This is a genomic window from Pseudomonas sp. DF5, assembly GCF_058148225.1.
This window is the reverse complement of the sequence record NZ_JBYVYM010000010.1, coordinates 126,431-150,438: the sequence shown is the minus strand read 5'-3', so window position 1 is coordinate 150,438 and position 24,008 is coordinate 126,431. Positions and strand designations below refer to the sequence as shown.

Here is a 24,008-nt window from a genome sequence, read left to right as displayed (position 1 = left end):
GCACCCGAAGGAGCTGCCGCAGGCTGCGATCTTTTGATCTTTTAACCGTGAAACAGCAAAAACATCAGCACCAGGTTCACCAGCAACGACACCAGTGCCAACGTCCGCCAAACCTTCAACGGCTCGCGCTCCAGCAACGGTCTGGGTCGCACGCTCAAACTGCGTCGTTCCCCTTGTTCCAACACCAGCAACCATTCTTCTGCCGTTTCAAAGCGCTGATCCGGGGCTACCGCCACCGCGCGCTCCAGACTTTGCGCGATCCATTCCGGCAGGTCGGGCCGGTAGCGACTGGCGCTGACCGGCACACCAAACCGTGGACGCTGGAATGCTTCGATTTCGCCGTAGGGATAATGCCCGGTGAGCAGGTAATACAAGGTCACGCCGACTGCATACAAATCCTGTTGTGGTGTCGGCGGGTCGCCGCGAAAGGCTTCCGGCGCGATATAGCTGGGCGTTCCAGGCAGGGCGAAGGCTTGATCTTCGGACAGCCCCGGACAGTAGGCGAGGCCGAAATCCAGCAGGCGCAACTCGCCGTCGTCCCCCAGCAGCAGGTTCTCCGGTTTGATATCGCGGTGCAAAATCTGCCGTCGATGCAGGATGCCGACAGCCCGCAACAAGCGTTCGGCCAAGTCCTGCCATTGCGCCAGGGGCAGCGATGTGACGCGTTCATGCAACTCAGCCAGGGTCGACCCGGAGTATTCACGCATCACGTAGTACAAATGCTGACGCTGACTGGCGGCATGGACTTCAGGGAAATGCCGACCGGCCACGCGCTTGAGAAACCATTCCTCCGACAACAATGCCTGGCCGGCTTGATGATCGTCACGCAGAGCCGCGGGCAAGGTTTTCAGCAGCCAGGGCTGTTGCTGTGCGTCGCGCACCCGGTAGAGCAGCGATTGCTGGCTGTGGCCGAGGATCCCTTCGACCTGCCAGCCTTCGAAGGTCTGGCCCGGTTTCAGTGCAGGCGGGAGTGGCCATTGCTGCAGATGAATCAGTGCATCGCCGATGCTGGTTTCGCCAAGGGCATCGACCCGCACCAGCAGGGCGCTGGCATTGTCCTGACTGCCGGCCAGGTGCGCGGCGCTGACCAAGGTCTGCGCGGCACTGTTGAGGTCAGGCTGATCGCGCAGAATCGCCGCGATGGCGGTGTCGCCCAGCACGGCCCAGATGCCGTCGCTGAGCAGCACGAAACTCTCGTTCAGGCGCAATTCGCCGTCCAGAAAGTCCAGCACCAGATGTTGATCCAGCCCCAAGGCCCGCTTGAGCACATGCTGCATGCCCGGCTGGTCCCAGACGTGATCTTCGCTCACCCGTTGCAAGGTGTCGGCGTGCCAGCGGTAAACCCGGCAATCGCCGACATGCGCCAAAGTGAAACGCCTGCCGCGCATCACCAAGGCACTGACCGTGGTCAGCAGCGGTTGCCCGCCGCCGTTGGCCTGCAACCAGCGGTTTTGCGCCAGCAGCAGGCGATCCAGCGCCTGGGCGACACCCCAGGTTTCCGGTGTGGCGTAATAATCCAGCGCCAAGGCCTGCAAGGTCGAACGGGCCGCGAGACCGCCATCGGCGCATTGGCTGACGCCGTCGGCGATGGCGAACAGGTAACCCTTGCTCGCCGCCAGTGCCGGGGCCGGAGTAACCAGGCGCAGAGCGTCCTGGTTCTCTTCGCGAGGCCCGATGGCGCTGGCTTCGGCAAAACTCAGTTGCAGGCTCATTCAATCCTCACACGCGAGCAGCGGTGACGGCTGCCGAACCCCAAGTGGTTCTCCAGCGACGTTTCACCCCGTGCAGACCGAACCAGGCGAGTACGCCGAGGCTGGCGAACAACCACAAGGCCATTTGATAGCTGCCGGTACTTTGCTTGATCGCGCCCATGCCGGCCGCCAGTGCGAAGCCACCGATGCCGCCGGCCATGCCGATCAAACCGGTCATCACACCAATCTCCCGACGAAAACGCTGCGGCACCAACTGGAACACGGCACCGTTACCTGCACCTAAACCGAGCATAGTGCAGACGAAAAGCGCCAACGCTGCGTAGGAACTCGGCAGATTGAAACCCACTGTCGCAATGCAGATCGCTGCCACGGTGTACATCGCCAACAGGGTGCGAATCCCGCCGAAGCGATCCGCCAGCGCGCCGCCCAGCGGACGCATCAGGCTGCCACCGAACACGCAAGCCGCGGTGTAGTAACCGGCGGTCACCGGGCTAAGGCCGTACTGGTCGTTGAAGTAGCCGGGCAGGGCGCTGGCCAGGCCGATGAAGCCGCCGAAGGTCACGCTGTAGAAAAACATGAACCACCAGCTGTCGCGGTCACCCAGAGCCTTGAGGTAGTCGGCCATGGACTTGGCTTTCGGCCGCTCAGGGGCATTCTTGGCCAGCCAGGCGAAGACGATCAGGGTCAGGATCAACGGAATCAGGGCGAAGCCGAACACGTTGCTCCAGCCATACGCGGCGGCCAGCACCGGGGCGATCAGGGCGGCGAGCACGGTGCCCGAGTTACCGGCACCGGCGATGCCCATGGCTTTGCCTTGGTGCTGCGGCGGATACCATTGCGAGGCCAGCGGCAGGGCGACGGCGAAGGACGCACCGGCCATGCCGAGGAACAGGCCCAGCAACAGCGCCTGCTCGTAGCTGTGGATGCCGACTTTCCAGGCAACGAGCAGGGCGCTGATGACGATTATCTGGCCGATGATCCCGGCGGTTTTTGGCGACAGGCGATCAGCCAGCAGGCCCATCGCAAAGCGCAGTACGGCACCGGCCAGAATCGGCGTGGCCACCACCAGCCCGCGCTGTTGGGTGGTCAGGTGCAGGTCAGCGGCGATCTGCACTGCCAGAGGGCCGAGCAGGTACCAGACCATGAAGCTCAGATCGAAATAGAGGAAGGCTGCGAACAGTGTCGGGGTATGGCCGGATTTCCAGAAGCTTGAATTCATCGCGCACCTCAGCTGTCAGGCGTATCAAGAAGGAGTCATGAGCTTGCAGGTGGGGCGCCTCAACGGCCGCACCACCAGCCCCGGTCTCTGGGGCCAAAACGTAAAAACGCCGCTACCTGATCCGCCAGGGGGCGAATGAGGTGAGCGACGTCTTTGTCGTAGGTGGGGCAACCGCCGTTGGTTACCTTGCAGGGATTACTTAGCGAGATCTGTGCCAACAAGGGAGACCGAGTCGCGGCCTTCGCGGACAAGCCTTGCTCCTACAGGTATTGTGCTTGCACTTGTAGGAGCGAGGCTTGCCCGCGAAGGCGGCCTTCAGCCAAGCAACTCACTCATGGCAATGATCTGCTCCGCCACCTGTATCAGCTTCTGCTGGCGGCTCATGGCCTGGCGGCGCATCAGGGTGTAGGCCTCTTCTTCGTTGCAGTCCTTCATCTTCATCAGCAGCCCCTTGGCCAGCTCAATGCGCTTGCGTTCGGCCAGTTGCTGGTCGCGGGCGTGCAGTTGGGCGCGCAGGGCCTGGTCGCTTTCAAAGCGCGCCATGGCCACATCGAGAATCGGCTGCAAGCGTTGTGCGTGAATGCCTTCGACGATGTAGGCACTGACGCCAGACTTGATCGCCTGACGCATCACGTCAGGGTCGTGCTCGTCGGTGAACATCACGATCGGCCGTGGTTGATCACGGGTCACCAGCACCACTTGTTCCATCACATCGCGGCTCGGTGACTCGGTATCGATCAGGATCACGTCCGGACGCACCGTTTCGACGCGCGCGGGCAGGTCGATGGTCAGGCCAGACTCGTCGATGACCTCGAACCCGGCTTCGGTCAGAGCCGCCTTCAGACGCCCGACTTTTTTTGCGGTGTCATTGATCAGCAGGATACGCAACATATTCGCAGGCTCCTGTCAGCGGCTGGCGAGAAGGGGAGCGCTGTCGCTCATGGCGTGCAGCGTAAAACTGCGGGCATAGCCGGCCGGGTCCGAACCGTCCCAGATCTTGCCGTCGATCAGTTGACTGCTGCGCATTTCCTGACCACGGGCGGGCACACCGACAGCACTGGCGGCCTCTCGGTATAAGTCTAGTTGCTGAACCTGGCGGGCCACGCCGAGGTAATCCGGGTCGTCGCGCAATAAACCCCAGCGGCGGAACTGGGTCATGAACCACATGCCGTCGGACAGATACGGCAGATTGACCTCGCCGTCACTGTGGAAACGCACCGCGTGCGGGTCTTGCCAGCGATTGCCCAGGCCGTCGGCGTAGTCACCGAGCAAGCGCGGTTCGATGCAATCGAGCGGGGCATCGAGGTATTCGGGGGCGCTCAACAGTTGCGCGGTGCTGCGGCGATTCTCGCGGCTGGCTTCGATGAACCGGCTGGCCTCGAGGATCGCCATCACCAGGGCCCGGGCGGTATTGGGGTATTGCTCGACGAAGGCGCGGGTGCAGCCAAGGACTTTTTCCGGGTGATCGGGCCAGATGTTCTGGGTGGTGGCCAGGGTGAACCCGAGATTCTGCTGCACCGCACTGGCGGCCCACGGTTCGCCGACGCAGAACCCGTCGATGCGCCCGGCTTGCAGGTGCGCGACCATTTGCGGCGGGGGCACCACCACGCTGTCGACATCCTGCAACGGATGAATGCCCTGGCTCGCCAGCCAGTAATACAGCCACATGGCATGGGTGCCCGTGGGAAATGTCTGGGCGAAGGTCAGTTTTGGGCGACTTTGGTGCACATGGTGGTCCAGTGCTTCAGGACTGGTCACGCCCTGGGCCTGCAAGCCGTGGGAGAGGTTGATGCTCTGGCCATTCTGGTTCAGGCCCATGAGCACAGCCATGTCGGTGGACGCTACGCCGCCGATACCCAGGTGCACGGCGTAGATCAGGCCGTACAGGCTATGGGCGGCGTCGAGTTCGCCGCTGACCAGTTTGTCCCGCAGGTTGGCCCAGGACGACTGGCGCTTGAGGGTCAGGGTCAGGCCGTAAGGCTGGGCGAAGCCCTGGGTGGCGGCCACCACCACCGAGGCGCAGTCGCTCAAGGCCATGAAGCCGAGGTTGATTTCGGATTTTTCCGGGGCATCGCTGCCGTTGACCCAGGCCAGTGGGCCGGCTGATGGTTCATTCATCGATTTGCACCTTCCAAAAAAAACGTCGCCCCATGGCCTCTGCGCGAGCAGAGCCGGTGACGACGCCATTGTCCTGCCACTCATTCCGTCGTTGGCATGAGTGCTGATGAAAATGTTGGTGCAAGGCATATGCCATCGCTGGCTGATTTTGTCGTGCGCCTCGCCTGTGGACTCGATGCGCGGCTATAATCGCCGCCTCTCATCGCCACCCGAGTCAAGCCTGCCCATGTACACCCTGGCCCGTCAGCTGCTGTTCAAACTTTCCCCGGAAACCTCCCACGATCTGTCCCTGGACCTGATCGGCGCGGGCGGGCGTTTGGGCCTCAACGGCTTGCTGTGCAAGGCGCCGGCGAAAATGCCGGTGACGGTCATGGGCCTGGAGTTCCCGAACCCGGTGGGTCTGGCGGCCGGTCTGGACAAGAACGGCGCGGCGATCGACGGATTTGCCCAACTGGGTTTCGGTTTCGTCGAAATCGGCACCATTACCCCGCGTCCGCAGCCGGGTAATCCGAAACCACGGATTTTCCGCTTGCCGGAGGCCGAGGCGATCATCAACCGCATGGGCTTCAACAATCTTGGCGTCGATCACTTGCTCGCTCGCGTGGCGGCGGCCAAGTACAAGGGTGTGCTGGGCATCAACATCGGCAAGAACTTCGATACGCCGGTCGAGCGTGCGGTGGACGATTACCTGATCTGCCTGGACAAGGTTTACGCCCACGCCAGCTACGTGACCGTCAACGTCAGCTCGCCGAATACGCCGGGCCTGCGCAGCCTGCAATTCGGCGACTCGCTCAAGCAATTGCTCGCCGACCTGGCCACGCGCCGGGCGGAACTGGCCTTGCGCCACGGCAAACATGTACCGCTGGCGATCAAGATCGCGCCGGACATGACCGACGAAGAAACCGCGCAGGTGGCCCAGGCACTGATCGAAACCGGGATGGATGCGGTGATCGCCACCAACACCACCCTGAGCCGCGTCGGTGTCGAAGGCCTGGAGCACGGTGACGAGGCGGGCGGTTTGTCTGGCGCACCGGTTCGCGACAAGAGCACCCACACCGTGAAGGTGCTGGCGGCAGAACTGGCCGGTCGCTTGCCGATCATCGCCGTGGGCGGTATCACCGAAGGCAAGCACGCGGCTGAGAAAATCGCCGCGGGTGCGAGCCTGGTGCAGATCTATTCGGGCTTTATCTATAAAGGCCCGGCACTGATTCGTGAATCGGTAGACGCCATCGCTGCGCTGCGCTGAAGGCAGTGTAGGGATCTTGTGCTGAGGGCTTTTGTGGCGAGGGGGCTTGCCCCCGTTCGGCTGCGAAGCAGTCGTAAATCCTGCAACCGCGTTTTACCTGACACACCGGGTTGATTGGTTTTGGGGCCGCTTCGCAGCCCAGCGGGAGCAAGCTCCCTCGCCACAGAAACGACTTCACCACCGTAGTTCTTTGCAGGCATAAAAAAGGGCTCCTCGAAGGAGCCCCTGGGCCGAAGCCCGCCGTCCGGATGGGACGTGCGTGGTTAAGTCGTTGCGTAATCAGATTGTCGTGTCGGAGTGTGTGCCCTGTATTAGCCGACGGCGTGAAGTTCGTTGAGTCTGTGGATTCCCGCAGTGCCGGTCATACCGTCCCAATTGTCGCCGCGTCCTTCTCGCCAGCCATTGATCCAGGCTTGGCGTACCGACGGTAGAGTAAAAGGGCAAAGCTCACGGGATTTACCACCAACGCCATATTGATATCCGCGCAAAAATGCTCTTTCCAACGGATCACGCTTAAGTCTTCTCATAGGGTGTTTCCCTCACTTGTTGACTGTATGTATCGCGTCGACCTCAATTGAGGTCAGGCAGAAAAATTCTGCCGTTGGTAGCTCGCTGCCGGCGTCGCGAGCCAAGGTGTTGACGCCGTTGCGACGTCAACCTGAGTTGAGTTCTAACCAATGCGTCACACCGAGGGAATGATCGTTTTGTCATAAGAACGTAACCATAAAGATGCTATGGCCATAAGTAACACGATATTTGTCCCATATTGATTGACCAAAGCCCGGTATGATCGGCCCTGCGCAGGATGGTGGGGGGCGCCTTTAACGAGAATGACACCCGTTGCCCTTGGGGATTATTCGACGAAGGGTCGACTTATGACATTTTGTTGCATCAACTTTTTTATCTGCCCTGGCATCTAAGCTCTTTTAACCCGAGCAGTCAGGGTGGGACGGCACACCTTCGTGCCACGCGGGCGTTCTGTTAGAAAAACGCCTGATTGAAAACCGGATCGGCAACGCGTTGCCGGTTCACTTAGCTAAAGGCTCTGGAATTACCATGTCCGATCGTTTCGAACTCTTCCTCACTTGCCCCAAAGGCCTTGAAGGTCTGCTCATCGAGGAAGCCGTCGGGCTTGGCCTTGAGGAAGCACGCGAGCACACCTCGGCGGTGCGTGGCATGGCCACCATGGAAACCGCTTATCGCTTGTGCCTGTGGTCGCGTCTGGCGAACCGGGTGCTGTTGGTGCTCAAGCGCTTCCCGATGAAGGACGCCGAAGACCTCTATCACGGCGTGCTGGATATCGAGTGGCAAGACCACATGCTCAACGATGGCACCCTGGCCGTCGAATTCAGCGGTCACGGCTCCGGCATCGATAACACACACTTTGGCGCCTTGAAGGTCAAGGATGCCATCGTCGACAAACTGCGCACCCCGCAAGGCGATCGCCCGTCCATCGACAAGCTCAACCCGGACCTGCGCATTCACCTGCGTCTGGACCGTGGCGAAGCCATCCTGTCCCTTGACCTGTCCGGTCACAGCCTGCATCAACGCGGTTATCGCTTGCAGCAAGGCGCGGCGCCGCTGAAGGAAAACCTCGCGGCAGCGATTCTGATCCGTTCCGGCTGGCCACGCATTGCGGCCGAAGGCGGCGCACTGGCTGACCCGATGTGCGGTGTCGGCACGTTCCTGGTGGAAGCCGCCATGATCGCCGCCGACATGGCGCCGAACCTGCGTCGCGAGCAGTGGGGCTTCACCGCCTGGCTCGGTCACGTGCCGGCGCTGTGGAAAAAACTCCACGAAGAAGCCACCGAGCGCGCCGCGGCCGGCCTGGCCAAGCCACCGCTGTGGATTCGCGGTTACGAAGCCGACCCACGCCTGATTCAACCGGGTCGTAACAACGTCGAGCGTGCCGGCCTGAGCGAGTGGATCAAGATCTATCAGGGCGAAGTGGCAACGTTCGAGCCGCGTCCGGACCAGAACCAGAAAGGCCTGGTGATCTGCAACCCTCCGTACGGCGAGCGTCTGGGCGACGAGGCGAGCCTGCTCTACCTCTACCAGAACCTCGGCGAGCGTCTGCGTCAGGCATGCTTGAACTGGGAAGCGGCGGTGTTCACCGGCGCCCCGGACCTGGGCAAGCGCATGGGCATCCGCAGTCACAAACAGTATTCGTTCTGGAACGGCGCGTTGCCGTGCAAATTGCTGCTGATCAAGGTCACGCCGGATCAGTTCGTCACCGGCGAGCGTCGCACCCCGGAACAGCGTCAGGCCGAGCGTGAACAGGCGGCCTACGATGAAGCTCCGAGTGAGCCGCAAGAGCGCAAGTACAACAAAAACGGCAATCCGATCAAACCGGCTCCGGCACCCGCCCCGGTGATCGAACAGCCGCGCCTGAGCGAAGGCGGGCAGATGTTTGCCAACCGTCTGCAAAAGAACGTCAAGGCGCTGGGCAAGTGGGTCAAGCGTGAAGGCATCGACTGCTATCGCGTCTACGATGCCGACATGCCGGAATATTCCATGGCGATCGACCTGTATCACGACTGGGTCCACGTTCAGGAATACGCCGCGCCGAAATCCATCGATCCGGAAAAAGCCTCGGCGCGGATGTTCGATGCCCTGGCGGCAATCCCGCAGGCGTTGAACATCGACAAGAGCCGCGTGGTGGTCAAGCGTCGCGAGCGTCAGAGCGGCACCAAGCAGTACGAACGCCAGAGCGCCCAGGGCAAGTTCAACGAGGTCAACGAAGGCGGCGTGAAGCTGCTGGTGAACCTCACCGACTACCTCGACACCGGGTTGTTCCTCGACCACCGGCCGATGCGCATGCGGATTCAGAAAGAGGCGGCCGGCAAACGCTTCCTCAACCTGTATTGCTACACCGCGACCGCCAGCGTGCATGCGGCCAAGGGCGGTGCGCGCAGCACCACCAGCGTCGACCTGTCGAAAACCTACCTGGACTGGGCGCGGCGCAATCTGTCGCTGAACGGTTTCTCCGACAAGAACCGTCTGGAGCAGGGCGACGTGATGGCCTGGCTCGACGCCTGCCGTGACGAATACGACCTGATCTTCATCGATCCGCCGACCTTCTCCAACTCCAAGCGCATGGAAGGGATCTTCGACGTGCAGCGTGACCAGGTGCAATTGATCGACCTGGCCATGGCACGTCTGGCGCCGGGCGGCGTGTTGTACTTCTCCAACAACTTCCGCAAGTTCCAGCTCGAGGAAAACCTCACCGAGCGTTATGCCGTTGAAGAAATCACCGCCCAGACCATCGATCCGGATTTCGCCCGTAACGGCAAGATCCACCGTGCCTGGAAAATCACTGCGCGTTGACACTCGAGCCTGATTGGATCCACAGAGCCTTGATTTTTAAAGGCTCTTGGGTTCTCTCAGTGCTGGTCAAATTAGTGGCTAATAGCTATAACTCAACTCATGGCCAATGGGCTTTCCGGCACCTGGCGTTTTGAGTTGCGTTTATGTCGTTGCACGCCGTGCGCCCCAAGATCCTGGGTTTTATCAGCGAAGACGTCTCGGCCTGGCTGGTCGCGCTGCTGGTATTGCTCGTCGGCGGGATTCTCACGGGATTGCTGGCCTGGGCCACGCTCAATCAGTTTCATCAGCAAATGCGGCAACGTTTCCAACTGCTCGCCAGTGAACGTTACAGCCGTATCGAAGAACGTTTCGAAGATCAGGAGCAGCGCCTCGATGGCCTGCGCCGCTTCTTCGCCAATTCCGAGTCGGTATCGCGCGACGAATTCGACGGTTACGCCAAACCTCTTTTGCGGCGCACCCAAGCCTATTCCTGGGCACCACGGGTTTCCCGCGCCGAACGCCCCTCGCTTGAGCGCTTCGTGCATGACGAAGGCTTGAGCAATTTCGCCTTTCGCGAACTCTCCGCCGACGGCCAGTTGCAAGTCGCTGCGGAACGGGACGAGTACGTGCCGGTGCTCTATACCCAAACCCAGAGCCGACTGCCCACGCCGCTGGGTTACGACCTGCTGTCCCAGCCCCTGCGCCGTTCGACCCTGGAGCGTGCCGATCAAACCGGCCGCATGGCTGTCTCGCAACCATTGCATCTGGTAGGCATTGAGCCCGCCTATTCACGGGGTGTGTTGCTGGTGGCACCAGTCAACCGCCAGAGCACTTCAAACACCGCGCCCGCCGGTTACGTCATGGCGGTGATCAGCATGCGCCAGCTACTGGCGGACGGGCTGCCGGAAGAGAATCATGATTCTCTCTCGGTGCGCATTCTCGACTTGTCCACCGATGACCAACACGAAGTGCTGTACGAGTCGACCAACCCGGCGGGGGCCAGTGACTTGTCTTCTACGCGCTTGCTGCGTCTGGCCGACCACGATTATCAAGTGGATATGCACCCCAGCGCAGCGTTCCTGCAAGCCAACCATTCCTCGGTGACCAGCCAGGTGGTGCTTGGCGGTTTGCTCAGCTTGCTGCTCAGCGTGTTGCTCTATGTGTTGGTCAGCCAGCGGCAACGAGCACTGAAAATGGTCGAGCAGCGGACGGAGGAACTGCACGCTCGCGAGCAAGAGTTGCGCGGCACGCATGGCCAGTTGCGCGGCGTGCTGGATGCCGCGACTCAGGTGGCGATCATCGCCACCGACCTGCGCGGAATCATCAGCACTTTCAATGCCGGTGCAGAACAAATGCTCGGCTACTCCAGTGCGCAGGCCGTGGGCCACATGACCCTGGAAAACCTGCACCTGCCCCGAGAACTCGAGGCGCGCTCGGCGGAGTTGAGCGCACGCTATGGCAAGCCGATCCCGACCTGTCAGTCGATGCTGGTCGAAGGTGGGGAAGAGGGCGGTCACGAAGCCCGGGAGTGGACGCTGGTGCGTCGAGACGGCAGCCATTTGACGGTGAACATGCTGGCGACCCCGGTGCTCGACGAGCAGGGTTTGTGGGTCGGGCACCTGGCGATCTGTATCGACGTCACCGAGCGCAAGCGCGTCCACGAGGCCTTGGCGGCGCGAGACTTGTTGTTGAAGAAGCTCAGCGCCCATGTGCCCGGCGGGATTTACCAGTTCAAGATGGAATTCGATGGGCGTTTCGGTGTGATCTACGCCAGCGATGGGATGCGCGACATCTATGAACTCGAACTGGACGTACTGTTGCGCGATGCCGAAGCGGTGTTCTCGCGGATTCATCCTCAGGACTCGCGCCGGGTCCGCGCGTCGATCCAGGTGTCGGCGGACAACCTCAGCCCCTGGCGCGAAGAGTATCGCGTGCTCTTGCCCGAGCGTGGCCTGCGCTGGGTTCGTGGCGAAGCGACGCCAGAGGAACTGCCCGGTGGTGGCGTGCTCTGGCATGGCTACATTTCGGACATTTCCGACCTCAAACGGGTGGAAGAGGAGTTGCGCGCGCTGTCGGTGACCGACTCGCTGACCGGGATCCATAACCGCCGCTACTTCCAGGAGCGCCTGACCACTGAAATGGCCCGGGTCGAGCGCGGCGGTGGCGAGTTGTCGGTAATTATGCTCGACATCGACCACTTCAAACGCATCAATGACCAGCACGGTCATGCCGTGGGTGATCGGGTATTGCAGGCGGTGTGTGAGCGCATTGGTCATCGTCTGCGGCGCACCGATGTGTTCTGTCGCCTGGGGGGCGAAGAGTTCATGGTGCTGTGCCCGGACATCGATGGCGAACAGGCTTATGTGTTGGCCGTGGAGCTGTGGCAAGGGTTGCGCAGTTCGCCGATCGACGAGGTGGGGATCGTTACCGCGAGTTTCGGGATTGCCAGTTGGCGGGCCGGGGAAGGCGCGGATGCGTTGCTGTTGCGGGCGGATTCGGGGGTGTATGCGGCGAAACAGGCGGGGCGGGATCGGGTTGAGGGGCAGATAAACTAAGCCGGTTTGTATGCAGTCCTTGTGGGAGCGGGCTTGCTCGCGAATGCGGTGTTTCAGTCGACATTAATGCTGAATGACACACCGCATTCGCGAGCAAGCCCGCCCTCACAAGGGATCCGAGGTGTTCTTTGGATCCGGTTACAACACCGACGCGGTGGTCGGCAGTTTCGGCTGGCGATACAGGTCGAGCAGCACCTGATCCAGCACCGAAGACGCGCCAAACGGTGCCTTGTCGTTAAGGATCGCCACCACCGCCCAGGTATTGCCGTTGACATCGCGGCTGAAGCCGGAGATGGCGCGCACGGTGTTCAGGGTGCCGGTCTTGACGTGGGCTTCACCGGCCATGGCCGTACGTTTCAGGCGTTTGCGCATGGTGCCGTCGGTGCCGGCAATCGGCATCGAGCTGATGAACTCGGCGGCGTACGGGCTGCGCCAGGCGGCTTGCAGCATCGCGGCCATTTCACGGGCGCTGACCCGCTCGGCGCGGGACAGACCGGAGCCATTCTCCATCACCAGGTGCGGTGCAGTGATGCCTTTCTGCGCCAGCCACTGGCGCACTACACGCTGGGCCGCTTTGGCGTCATCACTGTCGGCGTCGGTGCGGAATTTCTGGCCCAGGCTCAGGAACAACTGCTGAGCCATGGTGTTGTTACTGTATTTGTTGATGTCGCGAATGATTTCCGCCAGGTCTGGCGAGTAAGCCCGGGCCAGCACCTTGGCGCTGCTCGGCGTCGGGGCCAGACGATCCTGGCCCTGGATGCTGCCGCCCAGTTCCTTCCAGATCGCCCGCACGGCGCCGGCGGTGTAGGTCGCATGGTCGAGCAGCGACAGGTAGGTCTGGGAACTGCAACCTTCGCCCAACTGCCCGCCGACGGTCACGGTGACGCTGCCATCAGCCTGGGTCACCGGGTTGTAGCGCACGCCACCGGTGCATTGCTTGGAGTTGAGCGCCTTGACCTGATTGTCGATGCGGATGCTTGCAATCGGCGGCTCGACCGACACCAGGACCTTGCCCGAGTCGTTGCGGGCCACGAAGCGCAGGGCCTTGAGGTTGACCAGCAGTGCGTCGGGCTTGACCAGGAACGGTTTGTTCTCGTCATTGCCGTCGTCGTTGAATTCGGGCAGTTGCGGTTGCATGAAGAAGCCACGGTCCAGCACCAAGTCGCCGGTGACCTGAGTCACGCCGTTGGCGCGAAGGTCGCGCATCAGCAGCCAGAGTTTTTCCATGTTCAGTTTCGGATCGCCGCCACCCTTGAGGTAGAGGTTACCGTTGAGGATCCCACCGCTGAGGGTGCCATCGGTGTAGAACTCGGTTTTCCACTGGTGGTTGGGGCCGAGCATTTCCAGCGCGGCATAGGTGGTGACCAGTTTCATGGTCGAGGCCGGGTTGACCGAAACGTCAGCGTTATAAACGGTTGGGGTGCCCGGGCCGTTAAGCGGGATCATCACCAGCGACAAGGCGCTGTCCGGCAATTTGCTGGCCTTGAGGGCCTTTTCGACGTTGGGCGACAGGGCGGTGTTGATCGGCGCGGCGGAGACGGAAAGGGCCAGAGGCATAAGAAGACTGGCCAGCAGCAATGGACGCAAAGATTTGATCATCTGAAATAAAACCCTACAGCCGAGGGGGAAAAAGACGAGGGCATGGTGATAAATTCCCTCAGCGGTCATGAAAGTGTCGGCATTATGCCCCAAGGTGCAAGGGCTTGTGCCGCACCTTGGTCGACTAATCCGCTATTTTTTTACCGACGGTAGACGTCGCGCCGTTCTGAGGCGGGTAATCGGCGCCTTAAACTGCTAAAGTGCCGCCCGTTATTACTTATGAGGATTGTTCCAATGGCGACTAACCGTTCCCAGCGTCTGCGCAAAAAACTGTGCGTCGATGAATTTCAAGAGCTGGGTTTCGAACTGAACCTGGATTTCAAAGAAGATTTGGCTGATGAAGCCATTGATGCTTTCCTCGACGCGTTCCTGAAAGAAGCCATGGAAGCCAACGGTCTGGGTTATGTGGGCGGCGATGACTTCGGTCTGGTTTGCCTGCAGAAGCGTGGCTCGGTGACCGAAGCACAGCGTGCCGCTGTTGAAGCCTGGCTCAAGGGCCGTAGTGAATTGACCAGCGCTGAAGTCAGCCCGCTGATCGACGTCTGGTACCCGGAAAAGCCGATCAATCCGGTAGCCTGATGTTCTAAAAAAACGGCGACCCCAAGGGTCGCCGTTTTTTTATACCTGCTTTTTATAGGCGCATGGCTTGCCCGCGAAGGGGCCCTCAGGCCTTGCGCCAATTCAGAATCACCAGCGTCAACACCCCCGCGACAATCCCCCAGAACGCCGAGCCGATGGAAAACAGCGTCAGCCCCGATGCCGTCACCATAAAGGTAATCAGCGCCGCTTCCCGTTCCTGCACTTGCGCCATGGCAATGCTCAAGCCATTGATGATCGAGCCGAACAGCGCCAGCGCGGCGATCGACAGCACCAGTTCTTTAGGCAATGCGGCGAACAACGCCGCCAATGTTGCGCCGAATACCCCGGCAATCCCGTAGAAAATCCCGCACCAGACCGCGGCCGTGTAGCGCTTGTTGCGATCTTCATGGGCATGTGGCCCGGTGCAGATCGCTGCGCTGATGGCGGCCAGGTTGATCCCGTGGGAGCCAAACGGCGCCAGCAGCAACGAGGCAATTCCGGTGGTGGTGATCAGCGGCGAGGCTGGCACGTTGTAGCCGTCGGCGCGCAAGACGGCGATGCCCGGCATGTTCTGCGAGGTCATTGCCACCACAAACAGCGGGATGCCGATGCTGATGGTCGCGGCCAGGGAGAAATGCGGCGTGGTCCAGACCGGCGTCGCGACTTCCAGGTGAAAGCCACTGAAATCCAGCAACCCCATGAAACCGGCCAGCGCGGTGCCGATCAGCAGCGCCGCGAGCACGGCGTAGCGCGGTGACAGGCGCTTGACCAGCAGATACGTGAAGAACATCCCCAGCACCAGCGCGGTGCGGTGCTGGGCGGCGACGAAAATCTCGCTGCCGATCTTGAACAGAATCCCCGCCAGCAGCGCCGCCGCCAACGAGGCCGGAATCTTTTTCACCAGCCGTTCGAAACTGCCGGTCAGGCCGCACACGGTCACCAACACTGCGCAAGTAATGTAGGCGCCGATGGCCTCGCCGTAGCTGACACCGCCCAGGCTGGTGATCAGCAACGCCGCGCCGGGGGTCGACCAGGCAATGGTAATCGGGGTGCGATAGCGCAGGGACAGGCCGATCGAGCACACCGCCATGCCGATGGAAATTGCCCAGATCCACGACGAAATCTGCCCGCTGGTCAGGCCCGCCGCTTGCCCGGCCTGAAACATCAGCACCAGGGAACTGGTGTAACCGGTCATCATGGCGATGAACCCGGCGACAATGGCCGAGGGCGACGTGTCGGTCAGGGGACGAAGCTGCGTGTGCGTGGCGTCGGTCATGACAGCGGTGTTCCTTGTTCTGATAAAGATGTCCGTAGCCTGAACCTGTAGGAGCGAGGCTTGCCCGCGAAGGCGTCGTGTCATTCAACATTGATATCGACTGACACGACGCCTTCGCGGGCAAGCCTTGCTCCTGTAGGGATTGTGTTCAGGCTGCGAATTCTGCGTTCAAGCCTAAACTGAAACGTAACCGGTCGTTGCAATACAGCAAAGGCGACAAACAGCCGTACAGTCGTGTTGCCACCCGCCATTGTGTACAATTGCGGTGTTTTTTACGCGATACTTGCCAGCGACCCACTGTGCCGTATTACAGTCACGGTCAATTCGCCGCAGTTCTCCCGACTCGAGTGCCCATGAACGAACAGTTGCAACCCCTCAAGAAACAACCGCGAGCAGGCAAAGCCGGCCGCAGCGGTACCCAGGACGATATTGTCTACGCGCATATCTTCGAGGCCATCCTCGAACAGCGTCTGGCGCCCGGCACCAAGTTGAGCGAAGAAGCGCTGGGGGAAATTTTCGGGGTCAGTCGCACCATCATTCGCCGCGCGCTGTCGCGTCTGGCCCATGAAGGCGTGGTGTTGCTGCGTCCGAATCGCGGCGCTGTCGTTGCCAGTCCGAGTGTCGAAGAGGCACGTCAGGTGTTCATGGCGCGGCGGCTGGTGGAGCGGGCGATCACTGAGTTGGCGGTGCAGCACGCCACTGCCGAGCAGATTGCCGACTTGCGGCAGATGGTCAACGACGAGCGCGACAGCTTCTCCCGCGGCGATCGCGGTGCCGGTATTCGTCTGTCGGGCGAGTTCCACTTGAAACTGGCCGAAGCGGCGAAGAACGCGCCGCTGATCAGCTTCCAGCGCAGCCTGGTGTCCCAGACATCGCTGATCATCGCCCAGTATGAGAGCGGCAACCGTTCCCACTGTTCCTACGATGAACACACCCAGCTGATCGACGCCATCGAAGCGCGGGACGCGACGCTGGCGGTGGACTTGATGATGCATCACATGGACCACATCGACAGCAAACTCAACCTCGACGAAGAAAGCGCGTCGGATGATTTGCATGCGGTGTTCTCGCATTTGTTGCAGACCAAGAAGCCTGGGCGTTCAACAGCCAAGCTTTAAGTCAGACCGTGTTGCGCCCATCGCGGGCAAGCCCGCTCCCACAGTGTCTGGAGTGTTCACAAGGATTTCATTCCATCTCCGAACCCTGTGGGAGCGGGCTTGCCCGCGATGGCTTTCTGACAGGCAATAAAAATCCCCCGGGCTGTACGGCTACGGGGGATTTTTTATGCCTGGAGAAAACTAGCGCTGATGCACCAGATTCCCCGCCGCATACGTCTGCAACACCGTCCGGTCATCGCCCAGCGTCATCAACACAAACAACGTCTCGGCAATGTTGTTTGCCTGCTTCAGGCGATAGCCGAGCAGCGGCGTGGCGTTGTAGTCCAGCACCAGGAAGTCCGCGTCGGTGCCCGGTTGCAGGGTGCCGATCTTGTCCTCCAGTCGCAGCGCGCGGGCACCACCGAGGGTGGCGAGGTACAGCGACTTGAACGGACTCAGCCGCGCACCTTGCAGCTGCATGACCTTGTAGGCTTCGTTCAGGGTTTGCAGCAGCGAGAAACTGGTGCCGCCACCGACGTCTGTGCCCAGGCCGACATTCAGCTTGTGCTTCTCGGCCATCGGCAGGTTGAACAAGCCGCTGCCGAGGAAGAAATTTGAGGTCGGGCAGAACGCAATCGCTGACCCCGTCTGCGCCAGGCGTGCGCATTCGTCGTCGCACAGGTGCACGCCGTGGGCGAATACCGAGCGCTCACCGAGCAGTTGGTAGTGATCGTAGACGTCCAGGTAGCCTTTGCGCTCCGGGAACAGTTCCTTGACCCACTCGACTTCCTTGAGGTTTTCGCTGATGTGGGTCTGCATGTACAGATCCGGGTATTCGCTGAGTAACTGCCCCGCCAGTGCAAGCTGTTCCGGGGTGCTGGTCGGGGCGAAGCGCGGCGTGACCGCGTAATGCAGGCGGCCCTTGCCATGCCAGCGCTCGATCAGCGCCTTGCTTTCGACATAGCTCGACTCGGCGGTGTCGGTCAGGTAGTCCGGCGCGTTGCGGTCCATCATTACCTTGCCGGCGATCATCCGCAGATCCAGTTGCTCGGCAGCCTCGAAAAACGAGTTCACCGATTGCGGATGCACGCTGCCGAAGACCAGGGCGGTGGTGGTGCCGTTGCGCAACAGTTCCTTGATGAAAATATCCGCCACTTCGTCGGCGTGAGCCTTGTCGGCGAACTGGCTTTCGCACGGGAAGGTGTAGGTGTTCAGCCAGTCCAGCAGTTGCTCACCGTAGGCGCCGACCATGCCGGTTTGCGGCAGGTGAATGTGGGTATCGATGAAGCCGGGGGTGATCAGTGCGTCCTGATAATGGGTGATCTCGATGTCGGCCGGCAGCGCTGGCAGCAATTCGCTGGCGTGGCCGATGGCGTTGATCTGGCCGTTCTCGACCACCAGCAGGCCGTCTTCGAAATACTCATACGAGGCTTCGATACCCACTTCGGCAGGGTCGGCGATGCTGTGCAAAATGGCGGCGCGGTAGGCTTTGCGAGTCATTGGCATGGGTGTTCTCAATTAGTTCGGAGCTTTTCAGTTCGAGGCTTTTCAGTTCGAAGCTCTTCAGTTAGAAGCTTGGCTGCGGCGTGAAGCAGGCAGCAGTTTGGCGATCGATGATCCGGCGCTGGCGGTGTGCTGGCCAAAATTCGCGTTGTAAGTGGCGATGATTTCGCCGGCGATGGAGATGGCGATTTCCACAGGCAACTTGCCTTTGACTTCGCCCAGCCCCATCGGACAGCGCATGCGTTGCAACACGGCGCTGTCGAAACCACGATCACGCAGGCGGTGTTCGAACTTCACCCGTTTGGTCTTCGAACCGATCAGGCCGAAGTAGGCGAAGTCATTGCGCTTGAGGATCGCGGCGGTGAGTTCGAGGTCGAGCTGGTGGTTGTGAGTCATGACAATGCAGTAGCTGCCAGCGGGCAGGTCATCGACTTCATCCAGCGGTTCTTCGGTGACAATTTTGCGCACGCCATGGGGGATCTGTTCGGGGAATTCGGCTTCCCGCGAATCGATCCAGCGCACCCGGCAGGGCAGGCTGGCGAGCAGCGGCACCAGCGCCCGACCGACGTGGCCGGCGCCGAATACAGCAATCTGCGCTTGCACCTGGCCCATCGGCTCGAACAGCAACACGGTCACGCCGCCGCAGCACTGGCCCAGGCTGGCGCCGAGGCTGAAGCGCTCCAGATGGGTGTCCTGCCGGCCGCTGGCAAGCATCTCGCGGCCGATCTGCATGGCCTTGTATTCCAGATGACCGCCACCAATGGTGTCGAATGTTTGCGTGGCACTGATGACCATCTTCGAGCCGGCATTGCGCGGCGTCGAGCCGAGCTCTTCGATGATGGTCACCAACACACAGGGTTCACCCCGGTTTTGCAGGTCGGCGAGGGCGTCGATCCAGTTGTACATGTTTTCACCCCTACAACATTGTTGTCTGTTCGGGCCTCATCGCGGGCAAGCCACGCTCCCACAAGGATTGCATCGTACCTGTGGGAGCTGGCTTGCCTGCGATGGCCGCGACCCGGTTTTACAGCGGAGCCAACTCGGTTTCGATCGCAACAGCCTTCGCCACCTTCAACCGCCGCATCTGCTCACAGCCCCACAACACCCGCTCAGGCGTCGCCGGCGCGTCGATTTTCGGTTGATGCCGGTAGTCGCCCAGGCTCGCCACGGCATCCTTGATCGCGCACCAGGCGGCGATGCCGAGCATGAACGGCGGCTCACCCACAGCCTTGGAGTGGAACACCGTGTCTTCCGGGTTTTTGCGGTTTTCCACCAGCTTCACCCGCAGGTCCAACGGCATGTCCGCCACGGCCGGGATCTTGTAGCTGGCCGGGCCGTTGGTCATCAGTTTGCCTTTGTCGTTCCACACCAGTTCTTCCATGGTCAGCCAGCCCATGCCCTGGATGAAACCGCCCTCGACCTGACCGATGTCGATGGCCGGGTTCAACGAGGCGCCGACGTCGTGGAGGATGTCGGTGCGCAGCATCTTGTACTCGCCCGTCAGGGTGTCGACGATCACCTCGGCGCAGGCCGCGCCGAAGGCGTAGTAGTAGAACGGCCGGCCGCGAGCCTGGCTGCGGTCGTAGTAGATTTTCGGGGTCTTATAGAAGCCAGTGCTCGACAGCGATACCTGGGCGAAATACGCCTGCTGGATCAGCGCTTCGAACGTCAGGATGTGATCGCGAACCCGCACATGCCCGTTGTGGAATTCCACGTCTTCTTCGCTGACCTTGTATTGCCGCGCAGCAAATTCCACCAGGCGTTTCTTGATGATTTCCGCGGCGTTCTGTGCGGCTTTACCGTTGAGGTCGGCGCCGCTGGAAGCGGCGGTTGGCGAGGTGTTCGGCACTTTGTCGGTGTTGGTCGCGGTGATCTGCACCCGGTCCATTTCCACCTGGAATACTTCAGCCACCACTTGTGCAACCTTGGTGTTGAGGCCCTGGCCCATCTCGGTGCCGCCGTGGTTCAGGTGGATGCTGCCGTCGGTGTAGACATGCACCAACGCACCCGCCTGGTTGAGGAAACTGGCGGTGAAGGAAATGCCGAATTTGACCGGGGTCAGCGCCAGGCCTTTTTTCAGGACCGGGCTGTTGGCGTTGTAGCGACGGATCGCTTCGCGGCGCTCGGCGTACTGGCTGCTGGCTTCCAGTTCGGCGGTCATTTCCTCGAGCATGTTGTGCTCGACGGTCTGGTAGTAATGGGTGACGTTGCGCTCGGTCTTGCCGTAGTAGTTGGCCTTGCGCACCGCCAGCGGATCGAGGCCCAGATGACGGGCGATGGCGTCCATCACTTCTTCGATCGCAACCATGCCTTGCGGGCCACCGAAGCCACGGTAAGCGGTGTTCGACGCGGTATTGGTCTTGCAGCGGTGACCATTGATGGTCGCATCGCCCAAGTAGTACGAGTTGTCGGCATGGAACATCGCGCGGTCGACAATCGACGCCGACAAATCCGGTGAGCAACCGCAGTTACCGGCCAGCTCCAGGGCGATGCCGTGCAGGCGGCCGGTACTGTCGAAGCCCACGTCGTACTCGACGTAGAACGGGTGACGCTTACCGGTCATCAGCATGTCTTCAACACGCGGCAGGCGCATTTTGGTGGGTTGACCGGTCAGGTGCGCGATCACCGCGCACAGGCACGCCGGGCTGGCCGCCTGGGTTTCCTTGCCGCCGAAACCACCGCCCATGCGGCGCATGTCGACGACGATCTTGTTCATCGACACGTCCAGCACTTCCGCCACCAGTTTCTGCACTTCGGTGGGGTTCTGGGTCGAGCAGTAAACGATCATCCCGCCGTCTTCAGTCGGCATCACCGAAGAGATCTGGGTTTCCAGATAAAAGTGTTCCTGGCCGCCGATGTGCAGCGTGCCCTGGATGCGATGCTCGGCAGTGGCCAAGGCATTGGCCGAATCGCCGCGCTGGTGGGTATGGCTGTCGAGCACGAAATGGCGTTTGCGCAGGGCTTCGACCACGTCCAGAACCGGTTCGAGGTCTTCGTATACGATGATCGCTGCCATCGCGGCTTTGCGCGCGGTTTCCAGGTCTTTCGCGGCGACGGCGAGCACCGGTTGACCGACGAACTGCACGTCATCGATGGCCAGCAGCGGATCCCCCGGCAACAGCGGGCCGATGTCTTTCAGGCCCGGCACGTCTTCGTGGGTGATGGCGATGCGCACGCCTTCAAAGGCGTAGCAGGGCTTGGTATCGATGCTGATGATTTTCGCGTGGGCGCGGTCCGACAGCCGTGCATAAACGTGCAGCTGATTGGGGAATTCCAGCCGATCGTCGATGTACTGTGCTTCACCGGACACATGCTTGGCGGCGCTGTCGTGCTTGACGCTGCGGCCGACTCCGGTGGTCAGGTCCTTGGCGAACAATTCAGCCAGTTCGGCTTGGGTCTTCTCTACAGCGTGATGATTAGACATAAGCGGTCACCCGAGTCTCGATGTGCGGTGTTTGCAGTTCGATGAAGTACTTGCGCAGCAGGTTCTGCGCGCTGAGCAGGCGGTATTCCTTGCTGGCGCGGAAGTCCGAGAGCGGTGTGAAATCTTCGGCCAGTGCGGCGCAGGCGCGTTCAATGGTGGCGTTGTTGAACGGTGCGCCAACCAGCGCGGCTTCGCAGTTCTTCGCGCGTTTGGGGATGGCCGCCATGCCGCCGAAAGCAACGCGGGCGTCAGCGACTACGCCATTGTCGATGCGCAGGTTGAAGGCTGCGCAGACTGCGGAAATGTCATCGTCCAGACGCTTCGACACTTTGTAGGCGCGGAACAGTTGTTCTGCGCTGGCGCGGGGTACGATGATCTTCTCGATGAACTCGCTTTCCTGGCGCGCGGTGACGCGGTAATCAATGAAGTAATCTTCCAGCGCCATCGTCCGTCGAGTTTCGCCTTTGCACAAAACGATCTGCGCGCCGAGGGCAATCAGCAGCGGTGGCGAGTCACCGATCGGTGAGGCATTGCCGATGTTGCCGCCGAGGGTGCCCTGGTTGCGAATCTGCAACGAAGCGAAGCGCTGCAGCAATTCGCCGAAGTCCGGGTACTCGGCCTTCAACGCGTCGTAACAGTCGGAGAGAGCGGTGGCGGCGCCGATTTCCAGGCGATCGTCGAAGCGCTCGATGCGTTTCATTTCAGCGACGTTGCCAACGTAGATCATCACCGGCAAGGTGCGGTGGAACTGCGTGACTTCCAGCGCCAGGTCGGTACCGCCGGCCAGCAGGCGGGCCTGTGGATAAGCGTCGTAGAGGTCGGCCAGGTCGGCCACGGTCAACGGCACCAGGCAGCGTTTGTCGCCACTGTTGAGTTCGCCGATGTCGGTGGGGGCGATGGCTTTCAGGCGAGCGATGGTGTCCGCTTCGCGAGCATCGAACTGGTCGGGTTGTTTGCCGCAGCAGGATTGCTCGGCAGCGGCCAGGATCGGCCGATAGCCGGTGCAGCGGCAGAGGTTGCCGGCCAGGGCTTCATGGGCCTTGTGGGCGTCCGGTTGATCGCTGTTCTTTTGCAGGGCGAACAGCGACATGACGAAGCCTGGGGTGCAGAAGCCGCACTGCGAGCCGTGGCACTCAACCATGGCTTTTTGCACGCTGTGCAACTCGCCCTTGTGCTTGAGGTCTTCGACGCTGATCAGTTGCTTGCCGTGCAGCGACGAAACAAAGGTCAGGCAGGAGTTGAGGCTGCGATAGCGAATGTGTTCGCGGCCATCGTCATCCGTCTGCAACTCGCCGACCACCACGGTGCAGGCGCCACAGTCACCGCTGGCGCAGCCTTCTTTGGTGCCGGGTTTGCCCACATGTTCGCGCAAGTAATTGAGCACGGTCAGGTTCGGGTCCAGGGCGTGCTCGCTACGGAGTTCCTGGTTTAATAAAAACTGGATCACGGATGGCCTCGCAAACTCATTATTGTTGTTAACCGACATGAGCCGAATTTATCAGGTCTGACTTTTCGGTCAATGATTTTCTGACTTAAAGGTCAGGAAATGGCATTTTGTCGATCAACGACTCGTTCCTTCATTATTGACCCTCACGGGATAGCCTGCTTTTTGCTTGAATCGTGCCAAAAACCGCTGGGTGGGCACTCCGCCATGACCCATCAATTGCGCTACACTGCGCCGCTTGTGCAGATCGAAGAGTTTGAAGGACAACCATGACGTTCAAGGCGCCGGACAGCCTCGCCGAGCAAATCGCTCACCACCTCGCCGAACGTATCATTCGCGGCGAAATGAAGCCGGGGGAGCGCATTCAGGAACAGAAGGTCACGCTGGCGCTCAATGTCAGCCGCGGTTCAGTCCGTGAGGCCTTGCTGATTCTCGAGCGCCGCCACCTGATCGCGATTTTGCCGCGACGTGGCGCCCATGTGACCGAACTCACGGCGCACAAGGTGCAGAGCCTGTGCACGCTGATGAGCGAGTTGTACATCTTGCTCGGCAACGCCGTGGCTAGCGGTTGGCAAGTCCAGGCCGACATGGCGCCGTTCCTGCAGATCCAGCAGCGCCTGACCGACAGCTACGAACGCCAAGACATCCGCACGTTCGTCGACGACAGCTTCAGCGTGATGCGTGCCGCGTATCCGTTCGCCAACAACCCGTACTTGCAGGAAACCGTCGAGAATCTGCAGCCGGCCATGAGCCGTGCGTATTTCCTTGCCTTGGAGCAGCGCAAGGCCTCGATGAGCGAGTTCCTTGAACTGTTCGAACGCCTGCTGGCCGCCGTGCTGGCCCGTGACTTTGCGCAGATCCGCGTGGTGCTGACGGCGTATGCCCAGCGCAGTTGCGATCTGGTGGTTTCTGCCTTGACGGTCGCTTAAG

General features: G+C 61.0%; 17 protein-coding genes. 6 read left to right on the top strand and 11 right to left on the bottom strand.

The genetic code is table 11. The annotated features are described in order from the left end of the window. Positions 1–41: 41 nt before the first annotated feature. The 4 genes from AC30D7_RS11810 to AC30D7_RS11795 form a co-directional block, all read right to left on the bottom strand. On the bottom strand, positions 42–1,712 hold the full coding sequence (locus AC30D7_RS11810) for a bifunctional protein-serine/threonine kinase/phosphatase (RefSeq protein ID WP_490134174.1): 1,671 nt from the start codon (positions 1,710–1,712) through the stop codon (positions 42–44). Between the two features lie 7 nt (positions 1,713–1,719). Continuing rightward, positions 1,720–2,931, bottom strand: a complete 1,212-nt coding sequence (locus tag AC30D7_RS11805) for a nitrate/nitrite transporter (protein ID WP_018925267.1) — start codon at positions 2,929–2,931, stop codon at positions 1,720–1,722. Positions 2,932–3,246: 315 nt separating this feature from the next. Next, positions 3,247–3,822: an ANTAR domain-containing response regulator gene (locus AC30D7_RS11800; protein ID WP_461951109.1), complete on the bottom strand. Its 576-nt coding sequence runs from the start codon at positions 3,820–3,822 to the stop codon at positions 3,247–3,249. A 15-nt stretch (positions 3,823–3,837) separates the two neighbouring features. After that, positions 3,838–5,049 carry a CmpA/NrtA family ABC transporter substrate-binding protein gene (locus AC30D7_RS11795; protein ID WP_490134173.1) on the bottom strand — a complete coding sequence of 404 codons (1,212 nt, stop codon included), beginning with the start codon at positions 5,047–5,049 and terminating at the stop codon, positions 3,838–3,840. A gap of 226 nt (positions 5,050–5,275) precedes the next feature. Between AC30D7_RS11795 and AC30D7_RS11790 the strand changes: the two genes are divergently transcribed. After that, the gene (locus AC30D7_RS11790; protein WP_490134172.1) at positions 5,276–6,295 is read left to right on the top strand and encodes a quinone-dependent dihydroorotate dehydrogenase; all 1,020 of its coding nucleotides are present in this window, start codon (positions 5,276–5,278) and stop codon (positions 6,293–6,295) included. A gap of 311 nt (positions 6,296–6,606) precedes the next feature. On the opposite strand, the gene rmf is transcribed toward AC30D7_RS11790, so the two are convergent. Beyond that, positions 6,607–6,822, bottom strand: coding sequence for a ribosome modulation factor (gene rmf, locus AC30D7_RS11785; protein ID WP_003223300.1), 216 nt, complete (start codon positions 6,820–6,822; stop codon positions 6,607–6,609). 529 nt (positions 6,823–7,351) lie between these two features. On the opposite strand from rmf, the gene rlmKL reads away from it, so the two are divergent. Both rlmKL and AC30D7_RS11775 read left to right on the top strand, forming a co-directional pair. Continuing rightward, positions 7,352–9,622 (top strand): bifunctional 23S rRNA (guanine(2069)-N(7))-methyltransferase RlmK/23S rRNA (guanine(2445)-N(2))-methyltransferase RlmL, encoded by a 2,271-nt coding sequence (rlmKL, locus tag AC30D7_RS11780; RefSeq protein WP_490134171.1) that lies wholly within the window; start codon positions 7,352–7,354, stop codon positions 9,620–9,622. A gap of 143 nt (positions 9,623–9,765) precedes the next feature. Next, the gene (locus AC30D7_RS11775) at positions 9,766–12,156 is read left to right on the top strand and encodes a sensor domain-containing diguanylate cyclase (RefSeq protein WP_490134170.1); all 2,391 of its coding nucleotides are present in this window, start codon (positions 9,766–9,768) and stop codon (positions 12,154–12,156) included. 138 nt (positions 12,157–12,294) lie between these two features. Here AC30D7_RS11775 and dacB read toward each other — a convergent pair whose 3' ends face one another. After that, complete coding sequence (dacB, locus tag AC30D7_RS11770; RefSeq protein WP_490134169.1) at positions 12,295–13,755, bottom strand: D-alanyl-D-alanine carboxypeptidase/D-alanyl-D-alanine endopeptidase; 1,461 nt, start codon at positions 13,753–13,755, stop codon at positions 12,295–12,297. Positions 13,756–13,989: 234 nt separating this feature from the next. On the opposite strand from dacB, the gene AC30D7_RS11765 reads away from it, so the two are divergent. Beyond that, positions 13,990–14,334, top strand: a complete 345-nt coding sequence (locus AC30D7_RS11765) for a YggL family protein (RefSeq protein ID WP_018925275.1) — start codon at positions 13,990–13,992, stop codon at positions 14,332–14,334. An 85-nt stretch (positions 14,335–14,419) separates the two neighbouring features. Here AC30D7_RS11765 and AC30D7_RS11760 read toward each other — a convergent pair whose 3' ends face one another. Further along, positions 14,420–15,610 (bottom strand): benzoate/H(+) symporter BenE family transporter, encoded by a 1,191-nt coding sequence (locus AC30D7_RS11760; RefSeq protein ID WP_204125015.1) that lies wholly within the window; start codon positions 15,608–15,610, stop codon positions 14,420–14,422. 353 nt (positions 15,611–15,963) lie between these two features. On the opposite strand from AC30D7_RS11760, the gene AC30D7_RS11755 reads away from it, so the two are divergent. Next, complete coding sequence (locus tag AC30D7_RS11755; protein ID WP_007941070.1) at positions 15,964–16,728, top strand: GntR family transcriptional regulator; 765 nt, start codon at positions 15,964–15,966, stop codon at positions 16,726–16,728. A 180-nt stretch (positions 16,729–16,908) separates the two neighbouring features. Here the strand turns inward: AC30D7_RS11755 and guaD are convergent, their stop codons facing one another. The 4 genes from guaD to xdhA form a co-directional block, all read right to left on the bottom strand. After that, positions 16,909–18,207 carry a guanine deaminase gene (guaD, locus tag AC30D7_RS11750; protein WP_490134199.1) on the bottom strand — a complete coding sequence of 433 codons (1,299 nt, stop codon included), beginning with the start codon at positions 18,205–18,207 and terminating at the stop codon, positions 16,909–16,911. A gap of 63 nt (positions 18,208–18,270) precedes the next feature. After that, the gene (gene xdhC, locus AC30D7_RS11745; RefSeq protein ID WP_019579882.1) at positions 18,271–19,116 is read right to left on the bottom strand and encodes a xanthine dehydrogenase accessory protein XdhC; all 846 of its coding nucleotides are present in this window, start codon (positions 19,114–19,116) and stop codon (positions 18,271–18,273) included. Between the two features lie 118 nt (positions 19,117–19,234). Then, positions 19,235–21,634 (bottom strand): xanthine dehydrogenase molybdopterin binding subunit, encoded by a 2,400-nt coding sequence (gene xdhB / locus AC30D7_RS11740; protein ID WP_490134168.1) that lies wholly within the window; start codon positions 21,632–21,634, stop codon positions 19,235–19,237. Next, on the bottom strand, positions 21,627–23,081 hold the full coding sequence (gene xdhA, locus AC30D7_RS11735) for a xanthine dehydrogenase small subunit (RefSeq protein ID WP_490134167.1): 1,455 nt from the start codon (positions 23,079–23,081) through the stop codon (positions 21,627–21,629). Before xdhA ends, xdhB begins: the two co-directional genes overlap by 8 nt. Before the next feature lie 266 nt (positions 23,082–23,347). Between xdhA and AC30D7_RS11730 the strand changes: the two genes are divergently transcribed. Next, complete coding sequence (locus tag AC30D7_RS11730) at positions 23,348–24,007, top strand: GntR family transcriptional regulator (RefSeq protein ID WP_018925281.1); 660 nt, start codon at positions 23,348–23,350, stop codon at positions 24,005–24,007. Position 24,008 lies beyond the last annotated feature (1 nt).